The organism is Actinoplanes sp. ATCC 53533 (assembly GCF_003947245.1).
The window spans coordinates 1-25,071 of the sequence record NZ_QHHV01000075.1; the positions used below are offsets into that span (position 1 = coordinate 1).

Sequence of the window (25,071 nt, forward strand, 5' to 3'; positions counted from 1 at the left end):
AGGAAGAGGAAGTCGACATAGTCGACGATCTCGCTGAGCACCGCGATGCGGGTCTGCGCCAGCGGCGCCACCGCGGCGAACACGCCGGAGTCGAAGGCGGCCGGCTCCCACGGCGGTGCCGGGATCGTGTCGGTGCCGCCCAGCCACGGCGCGCACACCGCGGCGAACTCCTCGGAGTCCAGGGCGCGGATGTAGTCGCCGTTGAACGCCCGCAGCTTCTTCACGTCGAAGAACGCGGGGGAGTGGCTGACCTCGGGGAGCTTGAACTCCTCCTCGACGACCGACCACGGCACGATCTCGCGGTCGCCGGAGGGCGCCCAGCCGAGCAGCATCAGGTAGTTGCGCATGGCGGCGGCGAGATAGCCCTCGTCGCGGTACGACTCCAGCGCCACCTTGTCGCGCCGCTTGGAAAGCTTTTGCCGCTTCTCGTTGACGATGACCGGCACGTGCCCCCACACCGGCGGCTTGACCCCCAGCGCCTCCCAGAGCAGCTGCTGCTTCGGGGTGTTGGGCAGGTGCTCCTCGGCGCGGATGACGTGGGTGATCCCCATGGTCATGTCGTCCACGACGTTGGCCAGCAGGAAGACGGCCGAGCCGTCGCTGCGGGCGATGACGAAGTCCTCGAGCAGTTTGTTCTCGAAGGTGGGCTCGCCGCGGACCATGTCGACGACGACGGTCTCGCCCTCGTCCGGGGTGCGGAAGCGCAGCGCCCGGCCCTCGCCGGGGCCCAGCGCGCGGTCCCGGCAGAAGCCGTCGTAGCCGGTGTGGGTGTTGCCGGTCCGGGCGATGACCTCGTCGCGGGTGCAACCGCAGTAGTAGGCGCGGCCCTCGCCGTAGAGGCGGGTCGCGGCGGCGGTGTGCTCACCGGCGTACGTCGACTGGAAGTAGGGGCCCTCGTAGGAGCCGCGCTCGATGCCGATCCAGTCGAGCGCCGAGAGGATGCCCTCCGTCCATTCCGGGCGGTTGCGGGCGGCGTCGGTGTCCTCGATGCGCAGGACGAAGACGCCCCCGTTCTGCTGGGCGAAGATCCAGTTTTGCAGCGCCGAGCGGGCGCCGCCAACGTGGAACATTCCGGTCGGAGAAGGGGCGAAGCGTACGCGTACTGTCACCCGACCAGCCTACGGCGCGTGTCGAGGGCCTTGTCGTCGACCTTTTATCACGTCTTGATACCTGCCCGGCTCAGACCGTGAAGCGTCCGACCAGCTCGGTCAGCCGCCGGGCCGTCCCGTTGAGCTCGTCGGCCGCCTGGTGGGAGGCCGTCACGGAGGAACGGGTGCTGTCCACCGCGCCGCTGACCGCGGTGATGCCGACCGCGATGTCCTGGCTGCCGGTCGCCACCTCGCTGATGTTGCGGGCCATCTCCGCGGTCGTGGCGGCCTGCTCCTCCACCGCCGCCGCGATCGCCGTCTGGTAGTCGTTGACCTGGGCGATGATGGCGGTGATCGCGTTGATCGCGTCGACCGCGCGGGCGGTGTCACCCTCGATCGCCGCGACCCGGGCCGTGACGTCGTCGGTCGCCCGGGCGGTCTCCTGGGCCAGCTCCTTGACCTCCCCGGCCACCACCGCGAAGCCCTTGCCGAGGTCGCCCGCGCGGGCCGCCTCGATGGTGGCGTTCAGCGCCAGCAGGTTGGTCTGCTCGGCGATGCTGGCGATCAGCCGCACCACGTCGCTGATCTTGGTGGTGGAGAGCCGCAGCTCGCCGATCACGCTGGTGGCCGTCTCGGTCAGCCCGACGCCGTCCCGGCCGGCCCGCGCGGCGTCCTGGGCGTTGCCGGAGATCTCGCCGATCGACGCGCCCATCTCCTCCGCGCCGGCCGCGACCGTCTGCACGACCTGGCTGATGCCCGCGGCGGCCACGCTGGCCGCACCGGCCTGACCGGACGCGTCCTGGGCGGACGCGGCCAGCTCGGTGCCCGTCGCGGCGACCTGCGCGGCGGAGCGGGAGACACCGCCCGAGGCGCCGGTGACCTCGACGATCACCCCGCGCAGTTCGGCGACGGCGGTGTTCAGGGCGGTGCCGGCCCGGCCGATCTCGTCCTGGCCGCTCGGCGGGACCGCCACCGTCAGGTCCCGCCCGGCGAGCCGGGTCAGCGCCGCGGTCAGCACGCTGAGCCGCCCCGAGATCCGGCGGGCCTGCCAGCTCGCGATCACGCCGCAGGCCAGGGCCAGCAGCACCGCGGCGATCAGGAACGCGTTCAGCATGTTCCGGCGGCCGTCGTTGACCGCGTTGGTCGCGCCGGCCGCGTCGGCGTCGTAACCGCCGACGGCGATCGCCCACGAGTACGGCGCGTAGTAGGCGACGGTCGTGGTGGTGGCACCCGCGGGAGCGCCGGCCGCGCCCGGCAACTGGTACGTGGTCCGCCACGTGCCGCCGTCCGTGAGCTGCGGAGCCTGCGCGACGATCTGCTCGACGTACTTGGTGCCGGCCGCGTCGGTGACGGTCAGATCGGTGGTCCCGGTGGCGCCGTCGAGGCTGGAGGCGATGACCCGGCCGGTGTCCGTCTTCCCGGTGCTGTAGACGGTCACCCAGCCGTTCTCGCGGACCGGCGTCGCGGCGATCGCGTCGGTGAGACTCTTCAGCGCGGTCGCCTGCGGCACGCCGACGTAGAGCGCGCCGATCACCTTCCCCGAGGAGTCCTTGATCGGGTCGTAGGCGGTGACGTACCAGGTGTCGACCACCTGCGCGACGCCCCGGTACGGCTTACCGGCCTTGATGGACGCGGCCACCGCGTTCGGCTTGCCGTCGACGGTGAGCGCCGGGATGTACGTACCGATCGCGCGGTTGCCGGTCTTGTTGGGCACGTTCGTCGCGGTCCGGATCAGGTTGCCCGCGTCGTCCATCCGCTGGAAGACGGTGACCGTGCCGCCGATCAGCGACTTCACGTCGTCGACGAACGGCGTCGCGGTCTTCATGTCGGAGTTCTGCCCGAGCCACTGCCCGTTGACGGCCAACCGCGGCAGCGTCACCGTCGACTTCGCCTGGGTCAGCTGGTTGATGGCCGTCCAGGTGGCGGTCTGCTTCTGCTGCTGCAGCCCGCCCCGTTGGGTGAGCAGCCCGAACGCGGTCTGCATGTTGCCGGCGACGCCGCCCTGCACCTCGCTGCCGACCGAGCCGACCAGCCGGGCCACGCCGGCGGTGGTCTGGTCCAGATCCTTCGCGTTCAGCTGCGCCACCTGGGCGCTGGTCTTGTCGGCGAACGCGTCGCTCTGCCAGGCGCCGACTCCGACGAGGACAGCGGCCGTGCCGACCACCCCTCCCAGACCGAGCGCGAGCAGTTTGTGGCTGATCTGGAACCCCATGTCCGGCCGTTCGGCACTATCCGGACATATCTGAGCCGTAAGCCGCAGAAAAATGGGGAAGCCGGCCGGCTTCCCCATTTCTCGTCGGTGTCAGCGTCAGCTGTCGCCGCCGGTCTCGCCCACCGGGGCGGCCGCGACGTCGTCGATCGCGTACTTCTTCGCGGCCTCGGCCGGCACGTGCGCTGGCACCTTGCCGCGCAGCGCGAGCTGGCGCAGCGTGGCCACCGCGATCGACTCCGCGTCCACGTGGAAGTGGCGGCGCAGGGCGTGCCGGGTGTCGCTCATGCCGAAGCCGTCCGTGCCCAGCGACGTGTAGTCGTTCGGCACCCAGCGGCTGATCAGGTCGGGCACGGCCCGCATCCAGTCGCTGACCGCGACGACCGGGCCCTCGGTGCCCTCCAGCTTGGTCTGGATGTACGGCTTGCGCAGCTGCTCACCGAGATTGAGCAGGTTGTGCTCCTCGGTCTCCACGGCGTCGCGGCGCAGCTCCGTCCAGGACGTCACCGACCACACGTCCGCGCCCACGCCCCAGTCCTGGGCGAGCAGCCGCTGGGCCTTGAGGGCCCACTGCATGCCCATGCCGGAGGCGAGGAGCTGGGCCTTGGGTCCGGTCGTCTCGGGCGCCGCCGCATAGCGGTAGATGCCCTTGAGCAGGCCCTCGACGTCGACCTCGGCCGGCTCGACCGGCTGCAGGATCGGCTCGTTGTAGATGGTCAGGTAGTAGAAGACGTTCTCCTGGTGCTCGCCGTACATCCGGTGCAGGCCGTTCTCGACGATGTGCGCGATCTCGAACGCGAACGCCGGGTCGTACGCCACCACGGCCGGGTTGGTCGCCGCGATCAGCAGCGAGTGCCCGTCCTCGTGCTGCAGGCCCTCGCCGTTGAGCGTGGTGCGCCCGGCGGTCGCGCCGAGCAGGAAGCCGCGGGTCATCTGGTCCGCCGCCGCCCACAGCTCGTCGGCTGTGCGCTGGAAGCCGAACATCGAGTAGAAGATGTACAGCGGGATCATCGGCTCGTCGTGCGTGGCGTACGAGGTGCCGGCCGCGATGAAGCTGGCGGTCGAGCCGGCCTCGTTGATGCCCTCGTGCAGGATCTGCCCGCTCGTCGACTCCTTGTACGACAGGAAGAGCTCGCGGTCGACCGAGGTGTAGGTCTGGCCGTGCGGCGAGTAGATCTTCTTGGTCGGGAAGAGCGAGTCCATGCCGAAGGTGCGCGCCTCGTCCGGGATGATCGGCACCCAGCGCTCCCCGAACGCCTTGTCGCGCATCAGGTCCTTGAGCAGCCGGACGAAGGCCATCGTGGTGGCGACCTTCTGCTTGCCCGAGCCGCGCTTGATGTCGCCGAAGGTCTTGGACTCCGGGATCGCCAGCGACTTGTGCTTGGTGCGCCGGCTCGGCACGAAGCCGCCCAGCTCCTTGCGGCGCTGGAGCATGTACTGCATCTCGTCGGACTTCGCACCGGGGTGGAAGTACGGCGGGAGGTAGGGATTCTCCTCCAGCTGCTTGTCCGGGATGTCCAGATAGAGCCGGTCCCGGAACTGCTTGAGGTCGTCCAGGGTCAGCTTCTTCATCTGGTGCGTGGCGTTGCGGGCCTCGAAGTGTGAGCCCAGCGTCCAGCCCTTGACGGTCTTGGCCAGGATCACCGTCGGCTGGCCGGTGTGCTCGGTGGCCGCCTTGTACGCCGCGTACAGCTTCTTGTAGTCGTGGCCGCCGCGCTTGAGGTTCCAGATCTGGTCGTCGGTCATGCCCTCGACCAGCTTGCGGGTGCGCGGGTCGCGGCCGAAGAAGTTCTCCCGGACGTACGCGCCGGACTCGCCCTTGTATGTCTGGTAGTCGCCGTCCGGCGTGACGTTCATGAGGTTGACCAGGGCGCCGTCGCCGTCGGCGTGTAGCAGCGAGTCCCACTCGCGGCCCCAGACGACCTTGATGACGTTCCAGCCGGCGCCGCGGAAGAACGACTCCAGCTCCTGGATGATCTTGCCGTTGCCGCGCACCGGGCCGTCGAGACGCTGCAGGTTGCAGTTGATCACGAAGGTCAGGTTGTCGAGCTCCTCGCGGGCCGCCACGCCGATCGCGCCGAGCGACTCGACCTCGTCCATCTCGCCGTCGCCGAGGAACGCCCAGACGTGCTGCTGGCTGGTGTCCTTGATGCCGCGGTTGTGCAGATAGCGGTTGTAGCGGGCCTGGTAGATCGCGTTCAGCGGGCCGAGGCCCATGCTGACCGTCGGGAACTCCCAGAAGTTGTTCATCAGCCGGGGGTGCGGATATGACGGGAGGCTGCCGCCACCGTTCGCGGCCTTGTGGCTGAGCTCCTGGCGGAAGCCGTCCAGGTCGTTCTCCGAGAGCCGGCCCTCGAGGTACGCGCGGGCGTACATGCCCGGCGAGGCGTGGCCCTGGAAGAAGATGTGGTCGCCGCCGCCCGGGTGCTCCTTGCCGCGGAAGAAGTGGTTCATGCCGACCTCGTAGAGGCTGGCCGACGAGGCGTAGGTCGAGATGTGCCCGCCGACGCCGATCTCGGGCCGCTGCGCGCGGTGCACCAGCATCGCGGCGTTCCAGCGGATGTACGCCCGGATCCGGCGCTCGACGAACTCGTCACCCGGGAACCAGGGCTCCTGCTCGGGCGAGATCGTGTTGATGTAGTCCGTCGAGGTCAGCGGTGGGACACCGACCTGTCGCTCCCGGGCCCGTTCGAGCAGGCGCAACATCACGTAGCGGGCGCGCTTGGCGCCGCCTTCGTCGATGACTCCGTCGAGCGACTCGACCCACTCGCTGGTTTCCTCGGGGTCGATGTCCGGAAGCTGGCTCGGCAGGCCGTCGCTGATCACCGGGCGCTTGCGCTCCGTGGCCACAGGCATTCCTCTAGGTCGGTGTCGGACCGTGCGAACCATTGTGTGAATCGCACGGGAATAGCTCCATCCTGCCCCCTGCCGGTGTCTGTCGTCACGCCTACCGTCCGGGTACGCGACGCGCGACACACGTACTGAGCAGTAACTTCGGGTTAACCCCCGAGAAAGCTGAACCGGACCTGCCGCGTCGGGTTGTCGCCGTTGGGGTCGACGAGACAGATCGACTGCCAGGTGCCGAGCTGGATGCGCCCGTCCAGGACCGGCAGGGACGCATACGGCGGGATCCAGGCGGGCAGCACGTGGTCGCGCCCGTGCCCCCGCGAGCCGTGCCGGTGCTGCCACTTGTCCTCGGTGGGCAGCAGCTCGTCGATGGCCGTGAGCAGGTCCTCGTCCGAGCCGGCGCCGGTCTCGATGATGGCCACCCCGGCGGTGGCGTGCGGGACGAAGACGTGCAGCAGGCCGTCGCCGCGCCCGCTGACGAACTGCTCGGCCTCGCCCGTGATGTCCCGGACGACCGGCCGGTCCCCGGTCCGGACGGTGATCACCGTGGTGTCCATGTCGGGGGAGTCTGCCATTCGGGTCTGGACCTCAGGTGTGGAGGTCGAGCACGAGGAACACGAGGCCCACGATCAGATACCAGATTCCGCACTGGCCGAGCCGGCCCACCACCGCCATGCCCCCAGCTCAGCAGCTGCTCACCGGGCCGCGCAGCCGTTCGGCCCGCGGTCACCCGGCGATGTCGCGGCGGGCGAACAGGTAGGTGCCGGCGGCGGCGAGCACCAGCGTCGTGCCGGCCAGGGCCAGCGTCCCCGGCCACTGCAGGCCGTTGGTGAGCGGATCGCCGCCGAGGTACCAGTGGAACGGCGAGAGCGACCTCGTCCACTCCAGCGCGGCGACCTGCGGGAACACGCTGTTCGCCAGGTAGGCCAGCACCGCGGCGCCGGCGCTGGCGCCCAGCGCGGCGGCCCGGCGGCCGGTCGCCGCACCGACGGCGAAGGCCAGCGCGGCGAACAGGGCGCCGAACAGCGCCAGCTGGGCGTTGATCGCCAGGAACCCGCCGACGGAGACCGCGTCCAGCTCGAACGGGGCCCGCGTCGCCACCATCACCGTGAACAGCACCACCGCGACCACCGCCATCTCGGTCAGCACCGCGCCGAGCCGCTGCAGCGCCAGCCGGCGCCGGCTCACCGGGTGCGCCAGCACCAGCTCCAGCGTCCCCGCCTCCTCGTCGCCGGCGATGCCGCGCGCCCCCGCGGCGATCATGAAGACCGCCACCAGCAGCGGCACCAGCAGCCCGTAGACCGTGCCGCCCAGGTAACCCTGCGCCGTGCCCAGGTCCTCGGCGTTGAAGGCCGCCAGCACGTCCTGGGGGTATGCCGCGAGCGCGCCGGCCATCTCCGGCGAGCTGACGGTGGGCCAGAACGCCGCGTACATCAGGGCCACCGCCGCGATCGCACCCGTCCAGCCCGGCAGCGACCGCCGGGCGTCCCAGAGCGCCTTCGGATAGACGTCACGCAGCAACATGGTCGGCCTCCGGCGGCGCGTAGTAGTGGAAGAAGATCTCCTCGAGGTCCGGCTCCTCGCAGAGCAGATCCCGGACCGTGTACCGGGACGCGGCCTTGACCAGCTCGTCGGTGTGCCCGGCCAGCCGCCCGCGCAGGGTGGTGCCGGCCACGGTCAGGCCGGTGAAGCCCGGCACCCGGGCGAAGTCGGCCACCTCGAACGCGCTGTCGAAGGTCAGGGTCACGCTGCGGACGGCATGCGCGCGCAGCGACTCCACGCTCTCCACGGCGATCAGCCGGCCGTCGCGGATGATGCCGACCCGGTCGGCGGTCTGCTGTACCTCGCTCATCACGTGCGACGACATGAAGACCGTCGCGCCGCCGGCCCGGGCCTCCCGCACCAGGTGCACGAACTCCTGCTGCAGGAACGGGTCCAGCCCGCTGGTCGGCTCGTCGAGCACGAGCAGCTCGGGGGAGTGCATGAACGCCTGGACGATCCCGGCCTTCTGCCGGTTGCCCTTGGACAGGCCGCGGATCTGCCGATCCAGGTCCAGGCCCAGGCGCTCGGCCAGCTCGGCGATCCGCGCGGCCGGGACGCCGCCTCGCAGGTTGCCCAGGTACGTGAGCAACTGCCGGGCCGTCTGCCGGCCGTCCACGATGAAGTCGCCGGCCAGGTAGCCGATCCGCCGGCGCAGCGTCACGCCGTCGGCGCGTGGATCGAGGCCCAGCACGCGCACGGTGCCGGCGGTGGGGCGGATCAGGTCCAGCAGGATGCGGATGGTGGTCGACTTGCCGGCGCCGTTGGGGCCCAGGTAGCCGTACACCTCGCCGGTTTTGACCTCGAGGTCGAGGCCGGCGAGGCCGCGGCTGCCGCGGCCGTAGGTCTTGATCAGATCCTGGGTGGAGATGGCCGGGTCAGCCATCGGACCGTCCTCTCTGTTCGTCCTGGAAACGCTGGATGAGCTTGGGCAACTCGGTCTCGATGAAGGCGTAGAAATCTCGGGTGGTGCGGAGCCGCTCGGCGCCGGGCGCGGCCTCGCCGCCCAGCACGTCCAGGCCGCGCTCCATCAGCACGCGAAACTGGGTGAACTTCTCCGAGCTCGCGGCCTGCATCATCGCGTCGGGGGCCATCTCGAAGAAGGAGCCGCGGCGCCCGGGCATGGCCACCCGCCGGACCATGCCGCCGGCCTGCAACGTGCGCAGGCCGGCGCTGACCGAGCCCTTGGAGAGCCCGAGGGCGGCGACCAGTTCCGCGCCGCTCTGCGCGGCCGGGGTGCAGATCAGCAACCAGCCCAGCAGCTTCCCGTACGCCTGGGGCATGCCCATGCCGGCCAGCACGACGCCGGCCTCCTCGGCATAGCGGCGCTCGGCGCTGAGGTCCATCGTGCTCCCTTGAAAAATCCAACGTTCAGTACCTTCTGAACATTGAAGCTAGACCGTGGGGGCATCGGTGGCAAGTGGACTTCCGGCAGAGTGTCCGACGGCACTCACGTGCGGTGGCGGCGGCGGCGATGGTCGGCAATGCTGGGTCGCGTGACCACCCCGCAGAACCTCGACGAGCGCTTCCGCGACGCCGTCTCGGCCCTGCAGCCGAGCGACCGCCGGCCGGCGCCCGACGAACCGGTGCGCGACGGCTCCGCCCTCACCGGGATCCGTGCCCGGGAGCTCTTCGACGCCCAGCTCACCAGCAGACATCTCGACCTGGCGGCGCGCTGGCTGCGCAGCTTCAACGAGGGCTTCTACACGATCGGCTCGTCCGGCCACGAGGGAAACGCGGCGGTGGCCGCCGCCCTGCGCCCGGACGACCCGGCGCTGCTGCACTACCGGTCCGGCGGGTTCTACTGTGCCCGCGCCCAGCAGGCCGGCGCCGACGGTGACGACGACGCCCGCAAGGATCCGCTGGTCGAGGCCGCGCGGGACGTGCTGCGCGGGGTGGTGGCCGCCGCCACCGAGCCCATCGCCGGCGGCCGGCACAAGGTCTTCGGCCGTGCCGACCTGCAGATCATCCCGACCACCTCGACCATCGCCTCGCACCTGCCCCGGGCCGTCGGCCTCGCCTTCGGCCTCGCCTTCGGCCTCGCCCGCGGCACCCAGACCCCCTGGCCGGCCGACGCGCTCGCGGTGGCGTCCTTCGGCGACGCCTCGGTCAATCACGCGACCGCGACCGCGGCCTTCAACACCGCCGGCTGGTACGACCACGTCGGCCAGCGGCTGCCGCTGCTGCTGGTCTGCGAGGACAACGGGTACGGCATCAGCGTCCCGTCGCCCGCCGGCTGGACGGCCGAGACGCTGCGCGCCCGCCCGGGCCTGCGCTACTTCGCCGCCGACGGCTGCGACCTGGCCGCCACCTACGACGCCGCCCGCGAGGCCGCCGACTGGGTGCGCGAGCAGCGCCGCCCGGCCGTGTTGCATCTCACCATGGTCCGGCTCATGGGCCACGCCGGCGCCGACGCCGAGGTGGCCTACCGCCCGGCCGACGAGATCGCCCGCGACCTGGAACGCGACCCGCTGGTCGGCACCGCCCGGCTGCTCATCGAGGGCGGCTTCGCGGGCGTGGACGAGCTGATCACCCGCTACGACGAGGTCGGCTGGCAGGTCCGCAAGGTGGCCGAGGAGGTGCTCAACGAGCCGAAGCTGACGAGCGCGGCCGAGGTCATGGCGCCGCTGGCCCCGCGCCGCCCGCTGCGCACGGCCCGGGTCATCGCCGACGCCGCCACCCGGGCCGGCGGTCCCGGCTCGGCTGCCCGGCTGCAGGCCTTCGGCGGCCGGCTGCCCGAGCGCGGCAACCCGCTCACCCTGGCGCAGACCATCAACGCCACCCTCACCGACGCCCTGCTCACCGTCCCGGGCGCGATCCTGTTCGGCGAGGACGTGGCCGTCAAGGGCGGCGTCTACGGCGTCACGAAGAACCTGCGGGACAGGTTCGGTGCCGACCGGGTCTTCGACACCCTGCTCGACGAGACCTCCGTGCTGGGCCTCGGGCTGGGCGCGGGGCTGGCGGGCATGCTCCCGATCCCGGAGATCCAATATCTGGCCTATCTGCACAACGCCGAGGACCAGTTGCGCGGCGAGGCGGCCACGATGGGGTTCTTCTCCCAGGGCGCCTTCCGCAACCCGATGGTCGTCCGGGTCGCCGGCCTGGCCTACCAGCAGAGCTTCGGGGGCCACTTCCACAACGACAACTCGGTGGCCGTGCTGCGCGACGTACCGGGGCTGGTCCTGGCGGTGCCCGCCCGGGCCGCGGACGCCGCGCCGATGCTGCGGGCCTGCCTGGCCGCCGCCGCGGCCGACGGCAGCGTCTGCGTCTTCCTGGAGCCGATCGCGCTCTACCACACCCGGGACCTGTACGAGCCGGGCGACAACGAATGGCTGGCGCCCTACGAGGGCCCGAAGGAGTGGGCGAGCGGGCACACGCCGATCGGGCGCGCCCGGATGTACCCGATCGGGTCAGCCGACAATTTGACCATTATCACCTTCGGCAACGGGGTGCCGATGTCGCTGCGGGTGGCAGCCCGGCTCGCGGCCGAGGGGTACGGCTCCCGGGTGGTGGACCTGCGCTGGCTGTCCCCGCTGCCCGCAGCCGACCTGGTCAGGGAGGCGGCGGCGACCGGACGGGTGCTGATCGTGGACGAGACCCGGCGCTCCGGCGGGGTCGGCGAGGGCATTCTGGCGGCTCTGGTGGACGGCGGATTCGTCGGCGCGGCCCGCCGGATAGCCGCCGCGGACTCGTTCGTTCCGCTCGGTCCGGCAGCACAACAGGTCCTGATCGGGGAAGATGCCATCACACAGGGTGCCTACGCGCTGTTGGCGCGGTAAATTGCCACACACTCGGTGTGCCACTTGCGCGCAGAGCCACAACTGTGTGGACTACCCAGACCGGGGCCGGCACTCGGCCCTACCCGGAACAAGGAGGCATTCGACAGTGAGCGCGACCGCTGGTCAGGCCGACGGCGTACGTAGCCCGGCGGACCGGTTCGGGATCGAACCGGACATGGTGGTCATGGAGATGGGCTACGACGACGATGTCGACGAAGACCTCCGTGACGCCCTGGCCGAACGTTGTGGGGAGTTGGAAGACGAGGACACCGATGAGGTGGTCGACGCGGTACTGCTCTGGTATCGCGATGGCGACGGTGACCTGTTCGACCTGCTCACCAATGCTTTGGGGCCACTGGCAGACACCGGAGTGGTGTGGCTGCTGACTCCGAAGGCCGGCCGCGACGGCCACGTCGAGCCGAGTGAGGTCAGCGAGTCCGCGCAGACCGCCGGCCTTCAGCAGACCTCCACGGTGAACGCGGGCAAGGACTGGACGGCCGCAAGGCTGGTCTCACCCCGCGGCACGAAGAAGAAGTAGCTTCGGCGCTTCTGCCGGCCGGCGCCCCACGACGGGCGACCGGCCATTCGACGTGGCCTCGGCTATCGTGATCCCATGCCGATCGAGGTAGGGGCGCAGGCGCCGAACTTCACCCTCAAGGACCAGAACAACCAGGAGGTCGCACTCGCGGACTTCAAGGGACGCAAGGCGGTCCTGCTGGTGTTCTACCCGCTGGCCTTCAGCGGCACCTGCCAGGGCGAGCTGGCGGAGATCCGCGACAACCTCCCCGAGTATGCGAACGACTACGTCCAGGTGCTGACGGTGAGCGTGGACTCGGCATACAGCCACAAGATCTGGGCGGAACGCGAGGGCTACAACTTCCCACTGCTGGCCGACTTCTGGCCGCACGGCGCGGTGGCCCAGGCCTACGGGGTCTTCAACGACACCAGGGGCTTCGCCGACCGCGGCACGTTCGTGATCGACAAGCAGGGCGTGGTCCGCTACGCCCACACGCAGGGCCCGGGCGAGGCACGAGACCAGAAGACCTGGCGGGACACCCTGAAGGAGACGATCTTCTAACGCCTCCGTTAGGATGGTCACTCCGGTTGCCGCGGAACCGGGCGCGTAGCTCAGCGGGAGAGCACTCGCCTTACAAGCGAGGGGTCGCAGGTTCGAAACCTGCCGCGCCCACACATCCCCACCAGCCCGAACAGTGGGCATCAAGATCACCGGTGCCGCTGCCGTCTCAGTTGTCCGTCGCGGGGCCTTCCATAGCAGACCTCAACCTGTTGCGCGACGCCAGCGACCAACTCGGCGGTGACGTGCTGGTAACGGGTCGTCATCGACATCTGTGACGAGCCCATCACCTCCATGACGGCCCGCCTCGGCACGCCCAGAACGGCCGGCTACTCGGTTACGCCGAGTGCTCGAGGTGGTGCGGAGGCGACTTTGATCAACGCCTGTCAGCGTCCAGCCGGTATACCGAGTTCTAGGAATACCTGCGCGGATCTTGATCGGGAAGGCTGGTCGGCGGATCCCCACCGCGATCACCGACGAAAGGAAGATCATGCGCTTCTCCCGAGTGGTCGGGCTGGCAGTAGCTTTCGGGCTGGCTGCGACAGCTCTCCCGGCCGCACCCGCGGCCGCGGCCGCGACGCCCAAATGCACCCTCACCATCGGTGCGGCGTACCCGCCCTATCAGGACTACTTCCTGCTGCACGTCGGCTGCACGGCGGGAAACGTCGTTAGCTTCTCGGTGCACGGTTCCGACCTGTGGGACGACGACTGGCTCTTCACCCAACGCGACGGATACGAGATCATCGTCGACGGGGGCAAGCTCAACGAGGACCCCGGCGCTGGGGACGAGATCTATGCCAAGGCGACCGTCCGGCTGCCTGACGGCAGCACGCTCAACGTGGGGACCAACAAAGTCCACGGCCGGTGGGGCTGAGGTAGGCGACCCCCGGGCACGTCGCAAGGCTCCTCCTTCGTCCTCCGGTCACGCCAGATGAGCCCGCTGTCCGTGCCGCGCACCTGGACGAACGTTCGAAACCTGCCGCGCCAACCAACCGCCCCTCACCTGCATGACGGCCTGCGCTCCTGCTGGGGGAGGAGCGCAGGCGGCCGACCCCGGCTTGCGAGAAACGGGGAAGCGGACCGGGGTCGACGTCTTCGAGGTCAGTCAGCTGGGTGCTGTGCGGGCGGCCGCTCGTAGCCCAGTTGGCCCATGCCGTCCGCGGCGGGCACAAGGCGCCAGTGTGCGGGCCATACATCGCGCCGATCGTTGCGCGGTGTCACTTGGCTGCGACCGAGCTCAGGCCTGTTGGCGAAGGTCGTCTTGTCGAACCTGACGTCGTCGGTGAAGCTCGTCTTGTCGAACCTCGCGTCTTTGGTGAAGGTCGCCTCGATGAACACCGCGACGCCGGTGAAGGTTGCCTCGATGAATACCGCGTTGCCGGTGAAGGTCGCGTCGTTGAATCTCGCGGCGCCGGTGAAGGTCGTCTTGTCGAACCTCGCGTCGCCGGTGAAGGTCGCGTCGTTGAACCACGTGGCGCCGGTGAAGGTCGTCTTGTCGAAGACCGCGTCGCCGGTGAAGGTCGCCTTATCGAACGCCGCGTCGCCGGTGAAGGTCGCCTTATCGAACGCCGCGTCGCCGGTGAAGGTCGCCTTGGTGAACCACGAGTCGCCGGCGAAGGTCGCCTCGATGAACACCGCGACGCCGGTGAAGGTCGTCTCGCCGAACGCCGCGTCGCCGGTGAAGGTGGTCTCGTCGAACGCCGCGTTGCCGGTGAAGGTCGCCTTGTCGAACGCCGCGTCGCGCACGCGGCAGCGGGACATCCTCCAGTCGACCAGCGTCGCGCCGGTCAGGTCGATGTCGGTGTCGGGCCAGAACGGCTGTTGCGGGTCCGGCTTCAGGACGTGAGCCTGTTGCGGCTCGACGCCGGTCGGCAGGGTGAGGTGCGTGCGGATGATCCGCTGGGCCGTGAGCCGGACCTGCAGTTCTTGGTGGGCGTCTCGGCCTCCGTCGGGCGCCGGCCTGGCCTGATTCAGCGGTGGGTCCGTGAGCGGTGCCGTACTCGAATCAGTTGGCCGGTCAGCGGTTCTCTCGGCAGGGGGTGTGTAGGGCATGCGGAGGTAGGCGCAGAGAACGTCGACGATCGTCTGTCGCTGCCACACGTTGTTCTGCGCCACCCTTTCCAGCGCGTACAGGCCGCCGAGGCGCACAGCCGCGTCGGCGTGCCCTATCTGTTCGACGGCTTTGGTGTAGAGATCAGTGACGCGGCGTTGGGCTGCGTCGAATTCGGTGTGCGCCTGAGCTTCTTCGATCTTCCGCTGGGCGTGTTCGGTGTGTTGCTGGCGCCGTACCCCGAGGAGTAGAGCGGCGGCGGCACCGCCGGCGGCGAAGATGCCGAGGCCGTACTTGATGGCATCGATCTGCAATTTGGCCCGGTCGGCGGTGGGCGAACCGGCGGCGACCCGCAGCATGATCACGAGGGCGATGACGCCCAGCGCGGCGACGACGGTCGCAACCGTCAGCACGCCCGGATAGGACAGCAGCCACGACCCTGCCGCACTTTCAGCCGGCGCGGCAGAACCGCGTCGTGCGCGGCGGAGTGCCACCGCAGCCGCGCCCAGCGCTACCAGGCTGGGCAGGCCCAGTAGGACCAGGGCGGCATGATCGGTCAGGGCTGCCCAGACGGATTGCCATAGCTCCCACCCCCAGGGCCGGACGTCGAGGAGCACAGCAGCTGCGAGCAGTCCCGCCCCTACCGCCAGCCACTGCATCGCAGTCAGTCGTCGCACCATGCACGAATGGTGACCCAGGGCGAGGTGCTTGTCACTCGGGGTGGGTTGCCGCCTGGACATTTGCCATGTTCAGCATCCGGTTAGGACTCTTGGGTCCAGGAGGCGGTGGCGTCGGCGGTCCGGCGGCCGTCGGTGGTCCCGATGTCGGCGAGCTCGTCCGATGGTCCTCCACGACTGAACGCGACCCCGATCGTTGGTTCTGGCGGGCGACGACATGACGCGTCGCGGTCGAACTGCGCCGGCGCTCGGGCGTGCGGCGGTACCAGCCTTGTCGGGGTGAAACGCTTCGCTTCTGAGTCCAAGTGTGGCGTATGTTCGGGCAAGATCATCTACTATTGATCACGTGGGTCGTCCATGTGTTGCGGCGGCCGTTGAGCGGGGGCGAAAGGACAGTGCGTGCCAATCTTCTTGAGTGTCTGCGATCGGGATCTCGGATGAAAGCGACGTGGACCAAGAGCACGTATTCGGTCGCGAATAGTGCTTGCGTCGAGGTGGCGGCGAGCGATGATTTCAGAAAAGTGCTGATGAGGGACTCGAAGGACCCGTACGGCGGGGTCCTCGCTTTCGGTCAGGACGCCTGGATGGCATTCATAGAGGACATCAGGGCCGACCGCCTCGGACGGGTCTGACCTTCCGTTTTCCATCGCGCAGTGACTGAGCCGCCGCGACGCAGAGCCCACCCGCGGCGGCCGCTGCGGCCAGCGTTGTCAGGTGGCGCCGTCGACTCGGGGCCGGCTGCTCGCCGCGGTGGTCATCGACCTTGGGTGGCGCACTGGCCGGCATGGTCGCCGGGGATAGCTGCGCTCTGGCTAGTTCCTCGGAGACAATCGCAATGAATCGGCGGCGCTCTCGCCGGCCACGTGTGCCGATCCAGACACCTTCGATTCTCGCCCACCAGCGTCTCGACACCTCATTTTCAAACATGCCGGCGGTCATGGCACGAAGCTCAGCCTCGTCAATGCCGCCCAGCTCGAAAATAGCCAGCCAGTACATCATGATCAAGTTTAGGAATAGTTCCTGCCGGGCGTGCGGACCCGATGCCGTTTTGGCGTCGAGCACCTCAAGAAATTCTGGATTGTCCAGGGCGAGCCCGATGAGGTCGCGATGATGTTCGCGATCCATTTCGGCCAGCTCTTGCCGCAACTGTCGACGTTGGGCGAGCAGGGACGCCACTACGCCGCAGAGGGCAACCGCCGACAGGATCGCCGAGGCTCCTCCGTATGCCTGGCCGACGTCGGCGAGCTGTCCCCAGGGCAGATCGTCGGATGAGAGGCGAACCATCATCAGCGGCGATATCAGCACCGCGGCGACGGCGGCGAGGAGCCCGCCCGCTATCAGCAATCGCCGTGTCTGCTCACCGTTGAAGGCCGAACGAGCTGTCATGGGGCACCTGCGATCCACGCGGGGGATGAGGGGTCGAGGTCAGCGTGACAACTGCGAGCAACTCATTGGCTACGATGTGTTACCAGTTGGCCGCATGCCGCCAATGCGAATCGCCGTGGTCGATGGGTCTCGACGCCTGCCACGGGCACACTGGTGGGTGAGCGCGTCTCGCCGGCGGAAGGAGCGGTGATGCCGACCAGGAAACCACAGGGCAACGGGCTGGTGCTGGCGCTATTACGCTCCCCGGCGCACCGTCTGCTCAGTGGCATGACGATCGAGCTCAGCTACACCGGTCGGCGCAGCGGCCGTCAGTTCACGCTGCCGGTGCAGTACGCCCGCGAGGGAGAACGGCTGCTCGTGGCGGTGCAAGACCCCGCGGCGAAGGCCTGGTGGCGAAACTTCCGGACTCCGCAGGAGGTCACCGTGCGGCTGCGGGGCAAGCCGCGCCAGGGGACCGCCAGCGTCGTCGGCCCCGATGATCCGGCGTGGGACGAAGACCGCCGACTCTACGAGGCGCGGTGGAAGCGACTCGGTGGCAGAGTGTCCGGACCGATGGTGCAGATCACGCTGCACTAGATCCGCGCCCGGGAGGGAATGGTGGCCGGATCGGCACCTGTCCGTCGGGGGTGGACACCTGGTTGTCTCGTTGCGGCCCAACGGAACCAGGGAAGGACCCCGCCATGCCGATCTTTCGCCGCACCCTCACCGGCGCCCTCCGCAGCCGCGCCGCCGCCGTGCTCGGCGCTGTCGCGCTGGCCACCAGCGGCCTGGTCGGGCTCTCGGCGAGCCCAGCCAGCGCGATCCCGCGGACGAACTACTGCGGCAGCGCGTACGGGTTCCTGAAGTCCTGGCCCATCGGCTGGCGGGGCGAGGTCGGCGGCTACATCGACGTCTACTACAACAGCTCGAACGGCTACAACTGTGTCATCTCCCGCACGAACGACAGCGTGATCAACAGCGCCTGGGACATCGTCGTCGCGGCCCGCAAGAGCGGCGGCACCTGGCAGTCCGACGGCAACAAGCCGGGCCAGAGCTTCACCAAGTACGCGGGGCCGCTCTACGTCTACGCCCCGAGCAGTTGCATCGACCTGACCGGCGGCTTCGACACGTCCGGTGGGGGATCGACCGTCGGCTACGACCGCGTCCACTGCGGCTGACACCCGACGGGCACCGGGCTGGCGGCATGGGAACCACCGCGTTTTCCCGCCGCCGGTCCGGTGCGGCTCGTTCCCCGGGCGGCGGGTCGCCGCCTCGTCCCTGACGCCGCCGACGGTGACGAGTAGCTGGCCGTCGCCGACGGTGACGGGTAGCCGGACGTCGCCTACGGTGACGAGTAGCTGAGGCTTTGCCGCTGGATGCCCCGCAGCATGCGCCGGACCGCCAGGACGTGGCCCCGGCTGCCGATGACCAGGGTGCGGTAGGCCAGGCCGGGCAGCCCGGGAAACTCCGCGTACGAACGGGCGCTCACGCCCGTACCGCCGTCTCGCAGGTCGGTGAGGTCGAAGGTCAGCAGATAGCGGGAGAACCGGTGCCGTCCGCCCAGGCCCAGATGCTGCCGCGGGTGGGATTCCGTCACCGCGAAGCCGCTGGCCGGGACGGCGCCGAGCAGTTTGGCGAGCGGGTTGCCGGTCGGCAGGCCGATGGACGCGTCGGCGTATCGGCAGAGGGCCGTCCATACGACGTCCCGGGGTGCGGCGATCGTGATGCGGTGCTCGTCGATGTATGGCAGGTCGCTCATGAGTGGCCCAACCCATCAGGAACAGGTGCCGGTGAGCCTACCCGGGCGAAGCGTGCCGATCGCCGGGCGCTCGGAATGTGTATAGCGTGGGCTCATGGGTGCGATGAAGGTTCTGTTCATCGGCGGCAGCGGCATCATCAGTTCGGCCTGCTCCCGGCTCGCCGTCGAACGCGGTATCGACCTGTACCTGCTCAAGCGGAGCACAGGTGGTCCCCGCCCGGTGCCCGCGGCCGCGACGGTGCTGCGCGGCGACATCCGCGATCCCGCCTCGGTCAAGGAGGCGCTCGGCGGCGTGGAGTTCGACGCGGTGGTCGACTGGGTGGCGTTCACCCCGCAGCAGGTACAGGCCGATATCGATCTCTTTCGTGACCGCGCGGGTCAATACGTCTTCATCAGCTCGGCGTCGGCCTATCAGACACCGCCGGCGCGGGTTCCGGTCGTGGAATCCACGCCGCTGAGGAATCCGTTCTGGCGGTATTCCCGCGACAAGATCGCCTGCGAGGACCTGCTCGTCGCCGCCTACCGTGCGGAGGGCTTCCCGGCGACGATCGTCCGGCCTTCCCACACGTACGACCGGACGCTCGTGCCGCTCGACGGCGGCTGGACGGCGCTGGCCCGGATGCGCCAGCACAAGGAGGTCGTGGTGCACGGCGACGGGACGTCGTTGTGGACGCTGACCCACCACGAGGACTTCGCGAAGGGCTTCGTGCCGCTGCTGGGCCACCCGCGTACGGTCGGCGAAGCGTTCCACATCACCTCCGACGAGGCGCTGACCTGGAACCAGATCACCGAGAGCCTCGCCGCGGCGCTCGGCGTCACACCCCGCATCGTGCATGTGCCGTCCGACGCCATCGCCGCCGCCGACCCGGAATGGGGCGCGGGACTCCTCGGCGACAAGGCCCACTCGATGATCTTCGACAATGCGAAGCTGCGCTCGGTCGTGCCCGGCTACGTCGCGACGATCCCGTTCGAGACCGGTGCCCGGGAGATCGTGGCCTGGCACGACGCGGACCCCGCGCGGCAGGTCGTCGATGAGCGTCTCGACGCGGCGATGGATCAGCTGGTCGCGGCGTACCGGCAGCCACCCGCGCGCTGATCGGCCGTGCTGAGGCTCGGCTGTGCTTGGCTGGGCCCCATGGCGGTCCTCGATTTCACCATCACCCTGACCGGTGTCGACCCGGCTCTGGCCGGAGCCGGGCAGGCACCGTGGCCGGCGGTGGCCCGGGCATTGCGCGACAGCGGTATCGATCACGCGTGTGTCGAGTTGTCTCGCGACGCGGCCGGGTGGCTGGGCCGCTACCACGCGGATCCGCTGGTGCTGCGCGGCCCGGGCACGTACACGCCCGAGCTCGAAAGCAACGTGTCCGGCGCGCTGGCGGAGGTCGCGCCGCAGGCGGGTGTCGTCGTCGACTGGGACGCTCATGACCCGGAACTGGCCGCCCGACACGCGGCCGACCGCCCGGCGTACCGGTTGGCGCGGCGGTTGGCCGCGCTCGACGGCGGCGCGGTGCCGACCAGGGCCGGTCTGGCGTGGCTGGCGCCGGATCGGTACCACGATCAGTTCGCCGACCCTTGGGAGGCGGCGTCGCTCGTGGTCAGCGCTCTCCACGACGCGCTGCTCGACGCCGGGGCGCTCACCGTCCTGGACTGGAAGTGCACCCGCACCGAGGCGGCCAAGGCGCTCGGGCGGCTGCGGATCCTGCCCGACGGCGCGAGGCGGGTACGCGAGGCGGTGCCGGAGTACGACGCCTTCGTGTCCCGCTGCGTCGAGGCGGACCGCGAGCGGTTCGGCGGCGAGCCGGTCGGCGCCGACGACCCGCTCCACGCCGGGGATGAGGGGCTGCAGCACGTGGTGGTCAGCGCGGTGAACGCCGCGCTGGTCGCGCTCGGGGTCGATCTGCTCGACCTGGAGAACGGTGACACGCCCGGCTTCCTGACCATTGCCCCGAACCTGACCGCCGAGGTGCTGGCGGAGGCGGAACTGGCGCGAATCCCGCTGTCCCAGCACCGCTCCGGCGACGGCCTGCTGTAACGGCCGGATGCTGCCCGGACGCCGTCACCGACGAACGCTCCGAGGAGCTGCTCGCCGAGATCGACGAGCTGGTCGACGGTCAGTAGCGCGCGACGTCAGCGAAATGTCACACCCCCGCCCTAGAGTTATCGCACGTCCGAACCCTGTTGCGGAGGAGTGCACCATGACGACCCTGGCCGACCGTCCGAACACCGCATTGCTCGTCATCGACGTGCAAAACGACGTCGTGGGCGGCGCTCACCACCGGGACAGCGTGGTCGCCAACATCGCCGTCCTGGTGGGCAAGGCCAGAGCCCAGGGCACCCCGGTCATCTGGGTGCAGCACTCCAGCGAGCAGCTGCTCCAGGGCAGCGACGGCTGGCAGTTCGTCCCCGAGCTCAGCCGGGAGGAGGCCGAGCCACTGGTGCCCAAGAGATACGCCGACTCCTTCGAGGAGACCGACCTGGCGGCCGTCCTCGCCGAGCACAAGGTGGGCCGCCTGATCGTCACCGGCGCGCAGACCGACGAGTGCATCCGCTCGACGCTGCACGGAGCCATCGTCCGGGGCTACGACGCGACGCTGGTCAGCGACGCCCACACCACCGAGGATCAGAGCGAGTGGGGCGCGCCCTCGCCCGACCTGGTCATCGCCCACACAAACCTCTACTGGAAATACCACACGGCCCCCGGACGGACCGCCGGCACGGTCCCGACCGAGGCCGTTGACTTCACTGCCGCCACCGCTTGATGCAGCAGTCCGCTTGGGCGGAGCCAGCGGTGCCTGCCGTGCCATTAGGCCGGGGCGATGATGCTCCGCTCCGGGGTCGCGGACCAGCTCGCGAGCAGCCGCAGCGCGTCCTGGGAGGGCGTGCCCGGCTCGGCGCTGTAGGCCGTGAGGGTCAGGCCCGGGTCGGCCGGCATCGGCATCGCCTCAAAACCGAGCTTGAGCTCGCCGACGACCGGGTGGCGCAGGTGTTTCGTCCCGGTCTGATGCAGCCGCACGTCGTGGGCGGCCCACCGGGCCCGGAAGGTCTCGCTGCGGGTGGAGAGCTCACCGACCAGGTCGGTCAGCCCTCGGTCGTACGGGTCCCGCCCGGCCTCGGTGTGCAGCAGCGCGACCGTCGTGTTCGCCGCCTCCTCCCACTCGGGGTAGAACTCCGTCGCCCTGGGGTCCAGGAAGGCGAAGCGGGCCAGGTTCGGCGGCGTGGCCGGGCCGTCGAACACCGGCGCGTAGAGCGCGTAGCCGAGCCGGTTCGCGGTGAGCACGTCCAGCCTGCCGTTGCGGACGAAGGCCGGTGCGTCGGTCATCGCGTCGAGCAACTGCTGCACGCCCGGGCGGATCCGCTGGGAGACCGGGCGGCGCCGGGCGCGGGCCGGGGTGTTGCTGGCCCGGGCCAGGTCGGTCAGGTGCGCGCGCTCGGCCTCGTCGAGCTGCAACGCCCGGGCGATCGCGTCCAAGACGCCCTCGGAGACCCCGCCGAGATTGCCCCGCTCCAGCCGCGTGTAATAGTCCGGGCTCACGCCGGCGAGCAGGGCCACCTCCTCGCGCCGCAGGCCGGGCACCCGCCGATGGCCGCCGTAGTTCGGCAGGCCGGCCCGGTCGGGGGTGATCCTCGCGCGCCGCGAGGCCAGGAAGGTGCGGATGTCGTTGCGGTTGTCCACACCCTCAACCGTACGGCCGCGCCCGCGCGGCAAGGGGGTTCTGTCAGTACCTGCCTCGGCAGGCCCTCCCAGGACCCAGGCTTGCCGGGTTCGCTGGGATCTGCCCGAGCTGACTCCGGCGCGCACAGGGGAGAAGACCGATGGAGATCCAACCGAAGACGCCATCCACCAAGGGGCCGGCCGAGATGTTCACCGGTGACGTCTGGTTCGACGTCATCGCCAAGGGCGAGGAGCCCTCGCGGATGCGGGTCAACACGGTGCGCTTCGCGCCCTGCGCCCGTACGGCCTGGCACTGTCACGCGGTGGGGCAGACACTGCACGTCACCGACGGGCGTGGGCTGATCCAGGCCAGGGGCGGCGAGATCATCGAGATCCGGCCCGGCGACACCATCTACACCCCGCCGGGCGAGTGGCACTGGCACGGCGCCGCGCCGCGCGACTTCATGGTGCACCTCGCCATGTGGGAGGGACCAGGCGAAGGCCAGGGCCCGGAGAGCGAGTGGGGCGACCTGGTCACCGACGAGGAATATCACGCTCACTGAGCGAAGACCGGGAGGATATGCGCGATAGCGCAGCCAGAAGGCTGGTCCGGACCAGACGTCCTTGATCTCCAACTCGCCTGTTCAGCTCACCCGACCCACAATGCGGGCGCTGCGGATAGCGCGCCGCCGCTAGGGTGCGCCGCATGGGTGAGGTCGACGTGGTGTTCCGCAAGTACGACGGCAGGCTGCACCGCCGGGCCGTCGAGGTGCGCCTCGGTGAGGACGAGTGGGGGACCTGGCTCGGCGCGCCGATCGGCACGGAGGTCTACTACGCCCCCGCCGGCGTCAGCCGCATCGACCGGCACCGCGGCGTGCGCCTCATCCCGCGCGACGGCTGGTTCACCGCGATGTTCTTCGCGCCGACCCGCAGCCTCGAGATGTACTGCGACATCACCGCGCCGGCCGCCTGGACCGGTCCGGCGCAGGTCAGCATCGTGGACCTCGACCTGGACGTCACCCGCAGCCACCGTGGCCGCGTCGAGTTGCTCGACGAGGACGAGTTCGCCGTCCATCAGGTCAGCTACGGCTACCCGGCCGAGGTGATCACGCAGGCCGCCGAATCGGCCCAGCGGATCCTCACCGCGTCCCGCGAGCGCGTCGAACCGTTCGGCTCGCACTATGTCACCTGGCTCGACCGGGTCTGACCGGCCGCGAAGCCGACGATCTCCGCCACCACCGGCCGGTACGGCTCCTCCGGCTCCTGCGGCCATCCCGCCGCGTCCCACGTGCCCAGCCGGTAGATCGCGGCCCGGAGCAGCATCTGCCCCCACTCCGGCAGATGTGCCCACCGCTCGATCACCCCCGCGCCGGCGCCGTGCCACACCATCGCGTCCACCGCCGCGACCGCCGCCGCCCACGCCACCGGCCGCCAGTACGCCGGCCAGTCGATCACCGCGGGCGGCAGGCCGTCGGCGAACAGCACGTTGCCGAGCAGGTCACCGTGCACGATCTGCTCCGGCATGCGGATCGGCATGCCGCCTGCGCCGCGGGCGGCGGCCCCTCAGCTGTCATGGGTCATATTCAACCGGCTGGACCGAGCGGATCCCGCGGCTGAGGGTCGCGGCGACTGCCGCGCCCGCCACCGTGGCCGCGAAGACCAGCACCGGCACCGGCGGACCCCAGATGGTGATCAGTGCGCCCGCGATCAGCGGCGCGGCCGCCGCCACCGACGTGGCGACCACGATGATCACGCTGACCACCCGCCCCTGCAGCCGGTCCGGCGTGATCGCGGCCTGGTGGCCGAAGAGCGCCGCGTTCGACGCCGGGCCCAGGAACACCACCAGCCCCACCGGGATCGCCGCGGCCACGCTGTGGATCACCAACGCGCTAGCCGACATCAGCAGGGCGGCGGTCCAGCAGATGCTGCGGATCAGCGCCGGCAACGGCAGCCGCCGCTGCAGGGCGGGCGCGGCCAGCGCGCCCAGCAGGCCGCCGACGGCGACGACGGCCTCGACCCCGCCGATGATCCCCGGGGCTACGTGGTCACGCTGCAGCGTCACGATGATCGTGAAGATGATGCCGTGGATGGCCAGGTTGAGCGGCGCGACGACGAACAGGACGGCCCGCAGGAACGGATCGCCGAACACGAACCGGAAGCCCTCGGCCAGGGCCGCCGCGTGCCCGCCCGGCTCGACGTCCCGCGCCTCCTGCAACGGACGGCGGATCAACCAGACCCCGGCGAACGAGGCCAGGAAGGTCACCGCGTCGCCGAAGAACGGCAACGCCCGGCCGATGCCGAACAGCAGGCCGCCGAGGGGCGGGCCGGCCAGAGTGGTCGCGTACGAGCGGGCTTCGTTGCGCGCGACCGCCGCCGGTAGCTGCCGGGGCCGCACGATGGTGCGCATGCAGGAATATTCCGCCGTACCGAAGAAGGCGTTGGCCGCCGAACCGATCACCACGACCACGAAGACCAGGCCGAGCGTCGCCTGCTCGCGCAGCACCGCGACGCCGAGCGCGAGATAGGCGACCAGCCGGACCGCGTCGCAGATCAGCATGATGCGGCGCCGGTCGGCCCGGTCGACGAGCACGCCGGCCGGCAGCCGGCAGACGACCGTCGTGACCAGACCGACCGTGACGACCAGCCCGGCCTGCACCGGAGAGGCGGTCAGGGCCAGCACCAGCAGCGGCACGGCCAACGCGGCGATGGCGTTGCCGACGTCGGAGAACGACTGGCTGACCCAGAGCAGATTGAACTCCCGGTTGCGCCACAACTGCTCCGGCGCCACGGTCATACCCCGACTCTCGCCGTGGCCGTGACATCCGGTCAAGGATCGTCGGATCTTTGTCTTTCGATGCCTGCCGGCGGCGCCCGGCCGTCCTCCAGGTAGGTCGTGGCGCCGGTGTGAACCGCCCGCAGGGTGGCTGCGGCCCGGCGGGCGAGCGTGGGGGCAGGCGTTGCGCGGCCTCGCCGGGGTCGGACCAGGCCCAGCTGCGTAGCTCGGCCTCGGCCACCCCGCCGGGCAGCTCCC

The 25,071-nt window shown here is 70.1% G+C and carries 25 protein-coding genes and 1 tRNA gene; 13 read left to right on the plus strand and 13 right to left on the minus strand.

The features are described 5' to 3' along the window. The 7 genes from gltX to DMB66_RS24925 all read right to left on the minus strand — a co-directional run. Positions 1-1,109 (minus strand): glutamate--tRNA ligase (gltX, locus tag DMB66_RS24895; protein WP_125806540.1); only part of this gene is annotated, 1,109 nt, incomplete at its 3' end. A 70-nt stretch (positions 1,110-1,179) separates the two neighbouring features. Continuing rightward, complete coding sequence (locus tag DMB66_RS24900; protein WP_125806541.1) at positions 1,180-3,300, minus strand: methyl-accepting chemotaxis protein; 2,121 nt, start codon at positions 3,298-3,300, stop codon at positions 1,180-1,182. 96 nt (positions 3,301-3,396) lie between these two features. Next, positions 3,397-6,147, minus strand: a complete 2,751-nt coding sequence (gene aceE / locus DMB66_RS24905) for a pyruvate dehydrogenase (acetyl-transferring), homodimeric type (RefSeq protein ID WP_125806542.1) — start codon at positions 6,145-6,147, stop codon at positions 3,397-3,399. A 149-nt stretch (positions 6,148-6,296) separates the two neighbouring features. Continuing rightward, positions 6,297-6,701: a YjbQ family protein gene (locus tag DMB66_RS24910; protein ID WP_125806585.1), complete on the minus strand. Its 405-nt coding sequence runs from the start codon at positions 6,699-6,701 to the stop codon at positions 6,297-6,299. Positions 6,702-6,870: 169 nt separating this feature from the next. Further along, entirely contained in the window at positions 6,871-7,668 is a 798-nt protein-coding gene (locus DMB66_RS24915; RefSeq protein WP_125806543.1) for an ABC transporter permease subunit, read from the minus strand. Next, complete coding sequence (locus tag DMB66_RS24920) at positions 7,655-8,569, minus strand: ABC transporter ATP-binding protein (protein ID WP_125806544.1); 915 nt, start codon at positions 8,567-8,569, stop codon at positions 7,655-7,657. Before DMB66_RS24920 ends, DMB66_RS24915 begins: the two co-directional genes overlap by 14 nt. Then, positions 8,562-9,029: a GbsR/MarR family transcriptional regulator gene (locus DMB66_RS24925; protein ID WP_125806545.1), complete on the minus strand. Its 468-nt coding sequence runs from the start codon at positions 9,027-9,029 to the stop codon at positions 8,562-8,564. The genes DMB66_RS24920 and DMB66_RS24925 overlap by 8 nt, the downstream gene beginning before the upstream one ends. A gap of 138 nt (positions 9,030-9,167) precedes the next feature. Here DMB66_RS24925 and DMB66_RS24930 point away from each other — a divergent pair, with 138 nt between their 5' ends. From DMB66_RS24930 to DMB66_RS24950, 5 genes are all read left to right on the plus strand, one after another. Beyond that, on the plus strand, positions 9,168-11,462 hold the full coding sequence (locus DMB66_RS24930; protein WP_125806546.1) for a thiamine pyrophosphate-dependent enzyme: 2,295 nt from the start codon (positions 9,168-9,170) through the stop codon (positions 11,460-11,462). A gap of 106 nt (positions 11,463-11,568) precedes the next feature. Continuing rightward, a complete protein-coding gene (locus DMB66_RS24935; protein WP_125806547.1) occupies positions 11,569-12,000 on the plus strand; it encodes a DUF3052 domain-containing protein in 432 nt (143 codons plus the stop codon). Positions 12,001-12,075: 75 nt separating this feature from the next. Further along, positions 12,076-12,540: a peroxiredoxin gene (locus tag DMB66_RS24940; protein ID WP_125806548.1), complete on the plus strand. Its 465-nt coding sequence runs from the start codon at positions 12,076-12,078 to the stop codon at positions 12,538-12,540. A 39-nt stretch (positions 12,541-12,579) separates the two neighbouring features. Further along, positions 12,580-12,651 (plus strand) — tRNA-Val (locus DMB66_RS24945). Between the two features lie 376 nt (positions 12,652-13,027). Continuing rightward, positions 13,028-13,411: a hypothetical protein gene (locus DMB66_RS24950; protein WP_125806549.1), complete on the plus strand. Its 384-nt coding sequence runs from the start codon at positions 13,028-13,030 to the stop codon at positions 13,409-13,411. Positions 13,412-13,638: 227 nt separating this feature from the next. Here the strand turns inward: DMB66_RS24950 and DMB66_RS24955 are convergent, their stop codons facing one another. After that, complete coding sequence (locus DMB66_RS24955; RefSeq protein WP_158647348.1) at positions 13,639-15,267, minus strand: pentapeptide repeat-containing protein; 1,629 nt, start codon at positions 15,265-15,267, stop codon at positions 13,639-13,641. A 434-nt stretch (positions 15,268-15,701) separates the two neighbouring features. Here DMB66_RS24955 and DMB66_RS24960 point away from each other — a divergent pair, with 434 nt between their 5' ends. After that, complete coding sequence (locus DMB66_RS24960) at positions 15,702-15,896, plus strand: DUF397 domain-containing protein (RefSeq protein ID WP_125806551.1); 195 nt, start codon at positions 15,702-15,704, stop codon at positions 15,894-15,896. On the opposite strand, the gene DMB66_RS24965 is transcribed toward DMB66_RS24960, so the two are convergent. Beyond that, complete coding sequence (locus DMB66_RS24965; RefSeq protein WP_125806552.1) at positions 15,868-16,650, minus strand: DUF6082 family protein; 783 nt, start codon at positions 16,648-16,650, stop codon at positions 15,868-15,870. The two genes, DMB66_RS24960 and DMB66_RS24965, sit on opposite strands and share 29 nt — an antisense overlap. Positions 16,651-16,839: 189 nt before the next feature. Between DMB66_RS24965 and DMB66_RS24970 the strand changes: the two genes are divergently transcribed. Further along, a complete protein-coding gene (locus tag DMB66_RS24970; RefSeq protein ID WP_125806553.1) occupies positions 16,840-17,226 on the plus strand; it encodes a nitroreductase/quinone reductase family protein in 387 nt (128 codons plus the stop codon). Between the two features lie 104 nt (positions 17,227-17,330). Continuing rightward, positions 17,331-17,807, plus strand: coding sequence for a spore-associated protein A (locus DMB66_RS24975; RefSeq protein WP_125806554.1), 477 nt, complete (start codon positions 17,331-17,333; stop codon positions 17,805-17,807). A gap of 164 nt (positions 17,808-17,971) precedes the next feature. On the opposite strand, the gene DMB66_RS24980 is transcribed toward DMB66_RS24975, so the two are convergent. After that, positions 17,972-18,388 (minus strand): hypothetical protein, encoded by a 417-nt coding sequence (locus tag DMB66_RS24980; protein ID WP_125806555.1) that lies wholly within the window; start codon positions 18,386-18,388, stop codon positions 17,972-17,974. Positions 18,389-18,482: 94 nt separating this feature from the next. Here DMB66_RS24980 and DMB66_RS24985 point away from each other — a divergent pair, with 94 nt between their 5' ends. The 3 genes from DMB66_RS24985 to DMB66_RS24995 all read left to right on the plus strand — a co-directional run bounded on the left by DMB66_RS24985 (position 18,483) and on the right by DMB66_RS24995 (position 21,147). Continuing rightward, the gene (locus DMB66_RS24985; protein WP_125806556.1) at positions 18,483-19,484 is read left to right on the plus strand and encodes an SDR family oxidoreductase; all 1,002 of its coding nucleotides are present in this window, start codon (positions 18,483-18,485) and stop codon (positions 19,482-19,484) included. 39 nt (positions 19,485-19,523) lie between these two features. Next, positions 19,524-20,420 (plus strand): hypothetical protein, encoded by an 897-nt coding sequence (locus DMB66_RS24990; RefSeq protein ID WP_125806557.1) that lies wholly within the window; start codon positions 19,524-19,526, stop codon positions 20,418-20,420. A 163-nt stretch (positions 20,421-20,583) separates the two neighbouring features. Continuing rightward, positions 20,584-21,147: an isochorismatase family protein gene (locus DMB66_RS24995; RefSeq protein ID WP_125806558.1), complete on the plus strand. Its 564-nt coding sequence runs from the start codon at positions 20,584-20,586 to the stop codon at positions 21,145-21,147. A 44-nt stretch (positions 21,148-21,191) separates the two neighbouring features. Here DMB66_RS24995 and DMB66_RS25000 read toward each other — a convergent pair whose 3' ends face one another. Further along, the gene (locus tag DMB66_RS25000) at positions 21,192-22,061 is read right to left on the minus strand and encodes a helix-turn-helix transcriptional regulator (protein WP_125806559.1); all 870 of its coding nucleotides are present in this window, start codon (positions 22,059-22,061) and stop codon (positions 21,192-21,194) included. Positions 22,062-22,201: 140 nt separating this feature from the next. On the opposite strand from DMB66_RS25000, the gene DMB66_RS25005 reads away from it, so the two are divergent. Further along, positions 22,202-22,603, plus strand: a complete 402-nt coding sequence (locus DMB66_RS25005; protein WP_125806560.1) for a cupin domain-containing protein — start codon at positions 22,202-22,204, stop codon at positions 22,601-22,603. A gap of 143 nt (positions 22,604-22,746) precedes the next feature. After that, positions 22,747-23,247, plus strand: coding sequence for a DUF402 domain-containing protein (locus tag DMB66_RS25010; RefSeq protein WP_125806561.1), 501 nt, complete (start codon positions 22,747-22,749; stop codon positions 23,245-23,247). On the opposite strand, the gene DMB66_RS25015 is transcribed toward DMB66_RS25010, so the two are convergent. Next, the gene (locus DMB66_RS25015) at positions 23,220-23,576 is read right to left on the minus strand and encodes a hypothetical protein (RefSeq protein WP_199752617.1); all 357 of its coding nucleotides are present in this window, start codon (positions 23,574-23,576) and stop codon (positions 23,220-23,222) included. The genes DMB66_RS25010 and DMB66_RS25015 overlap by 28 nt on opposite strands. Positions 23,577-23,610: 34 nt before the next feature. Further along, positions 23,611-24,834, minus strand: coding sequence for an MFS transporter (locus DMB66_RS25020; protein ID WP_125806562.1), 1,224 nt, complete (start codon positions 24,832-24,834; stop codon positions 23,611-23,613). Positions 24,835-25,071: the final 237 nt, after the last annotated feature.

Excerpts from the sequence above, each read along its gene's own strand:
- DMB66_RS24950 (WP_125806549.1), top strand. The coding sequence starts at position 13,028 with ATGCGCTTCTCCCGAGTGGTCGGGCTGGCAGTAGCTTTCGGGCTGGCT.
- DMB66_RS24915 (WP_125806543.1), bottom strand. The coding sequence starts at position 7,668 with ATGTTGCTGCGTGACGTCTATCCGAAGGCGCTCTGGGACGCCCGGCGG.
- DMB66_RS25020 (WP_125806562.1), bottom strand. The coding sequence starts at position 24,834 with ATGACCGTGGCGCCGGAGCAGTTGTGGCGCAACCGGGAGTTCAATCTG.
- DMB66_RS25015 (WP_199752617.1), bottom strand. The coding sequence starts at position 23,576 with ATGCCGATCCGCATGCCGGAGCAGATCGTGCACGGTGACCTGCTCGGC.
- DMB66_RS24910 (WP_125806585.1), bottom strand. The coding sequence starts at position 6,701 with ATGGACACCACGGTGATCACCGTCCGGACCGGGGACCGGCCGGTCGTC.
- DMB66_RS24955 (WP_158647348.1), bottom strand. The coding sequence starts at position 15,267 with ATGGTGCGACGACTGACTGCGATGCAGTGGCTGGCGGTAGGGGCGGGA.
- DMB66_RS24990 (WP_125806557.1), top strand. The coding sequence starts at position 19,524 with ATGGCGGTCCTCGATTTCACCATCACCCTGACCGGTGTCGACCCGGCT.
- DMB66_RS24995 (WP_125806558.1), top strand. The coding sequence starts at position 20,584 with ATGACGACCCTGGCCGACCGTCCGAACACCGCATTGCTCGTCATCGAC.
- DMB66_RS25005 (WP_125806560.1), top strand. The coding sequence starts at position 22,202 with ATGGAGATCCAACCGAAGACGCCATCCACCAAGGGGCCGGCCGAGATG.
- DMB66_RS24940 (WP_125806548.1), top strand. The coding sequence starts at position 12,076 with ATGCCGATCGAGGTAGGGGCGCAGGCGCCGAACTTCACCCTCAAGGAC.
- DMB66_RS24965 (WP_125806552.1), bottom strand. The coding sequence starts at position 16,650 with ATGACAGCTCGTTCGGCCTTCAACGGTGAGCAGACACGGCGATTGCTG.
- DMB66_RS24900 (WP_125806541.1), bottom strand. The coding sequence starts at position 3,300 with ATGGGGTTCCAGATCAGCCACAAACTGCTCGCGCTCGGTCTGGGAGGG.
- DMB66_RS24975 (WP_125806554.1), top strand. The coding sequence starts at position 17,331 with ATGCCGATCTTTCGCCGCACCCTCACCGGCGCCCTCCGCAGCCGCGCC.
- DMB66_RS25010 (WP_125806561.1), top strand. The coding sequence starts at position 22,747 with ATGGGTGAGGTCGACGTGGTGTTCCGCAAGTACGACGGCAGGCTGCAC.
- DMB66_RS24980 (WP_125806555.1), bottom strand. The coding sequence starts at position 18,388 with ATGAGCGACCTGCCATACATCGACGAGCACCGCATCACGATCGCCGCA.
- DMB66_RS24930 (WP_125806546.1), top strand. The coding sequence starts at position 9,168 with ATGCTGGGTCGCGTGACCACCCCGCAGAACCTCGACGAGCGCTTCCGC.
- DMB66_RS24985 (WP_125806556.1), top strand. The coding sequence starts at position 18,483 with ATGGGTGCGATGAAGGTTCTGTTCATCGGCGGCAGCGGCATCATCAGT.
- DMB66_RS24960 (WP_125806551.1), top strand. The coding sequence starts at position 15,702 with ATGAAAGCGACGTGGACCAAGAGCACGTATTCGGTCGCGAATAGTGCT.
- DMB66_RS24920 (WP_125806544.1), bottom strand. The coding sequence starts at position 8,569 with ATGGCTGACCCGGCCATCTCCACCCAGGATCTGATCAAGACCTACGGC.
- DMB66_RS24925 (WP_125806545.1), bottom strand. The coding sequence starts at position 9,029 with ATGGACCTCAGCGCCGAGCGCCGCTATGCCGAGGAGGCCGGCGTCGTG.
- DMB66_RS24970 (WP_125806553.1), top strand. The coding sequence starts at position 16,840 with ATGCCGACCAGGAAACCACAGGGCAACGGGCTGGTGCTGGCGCTATTA.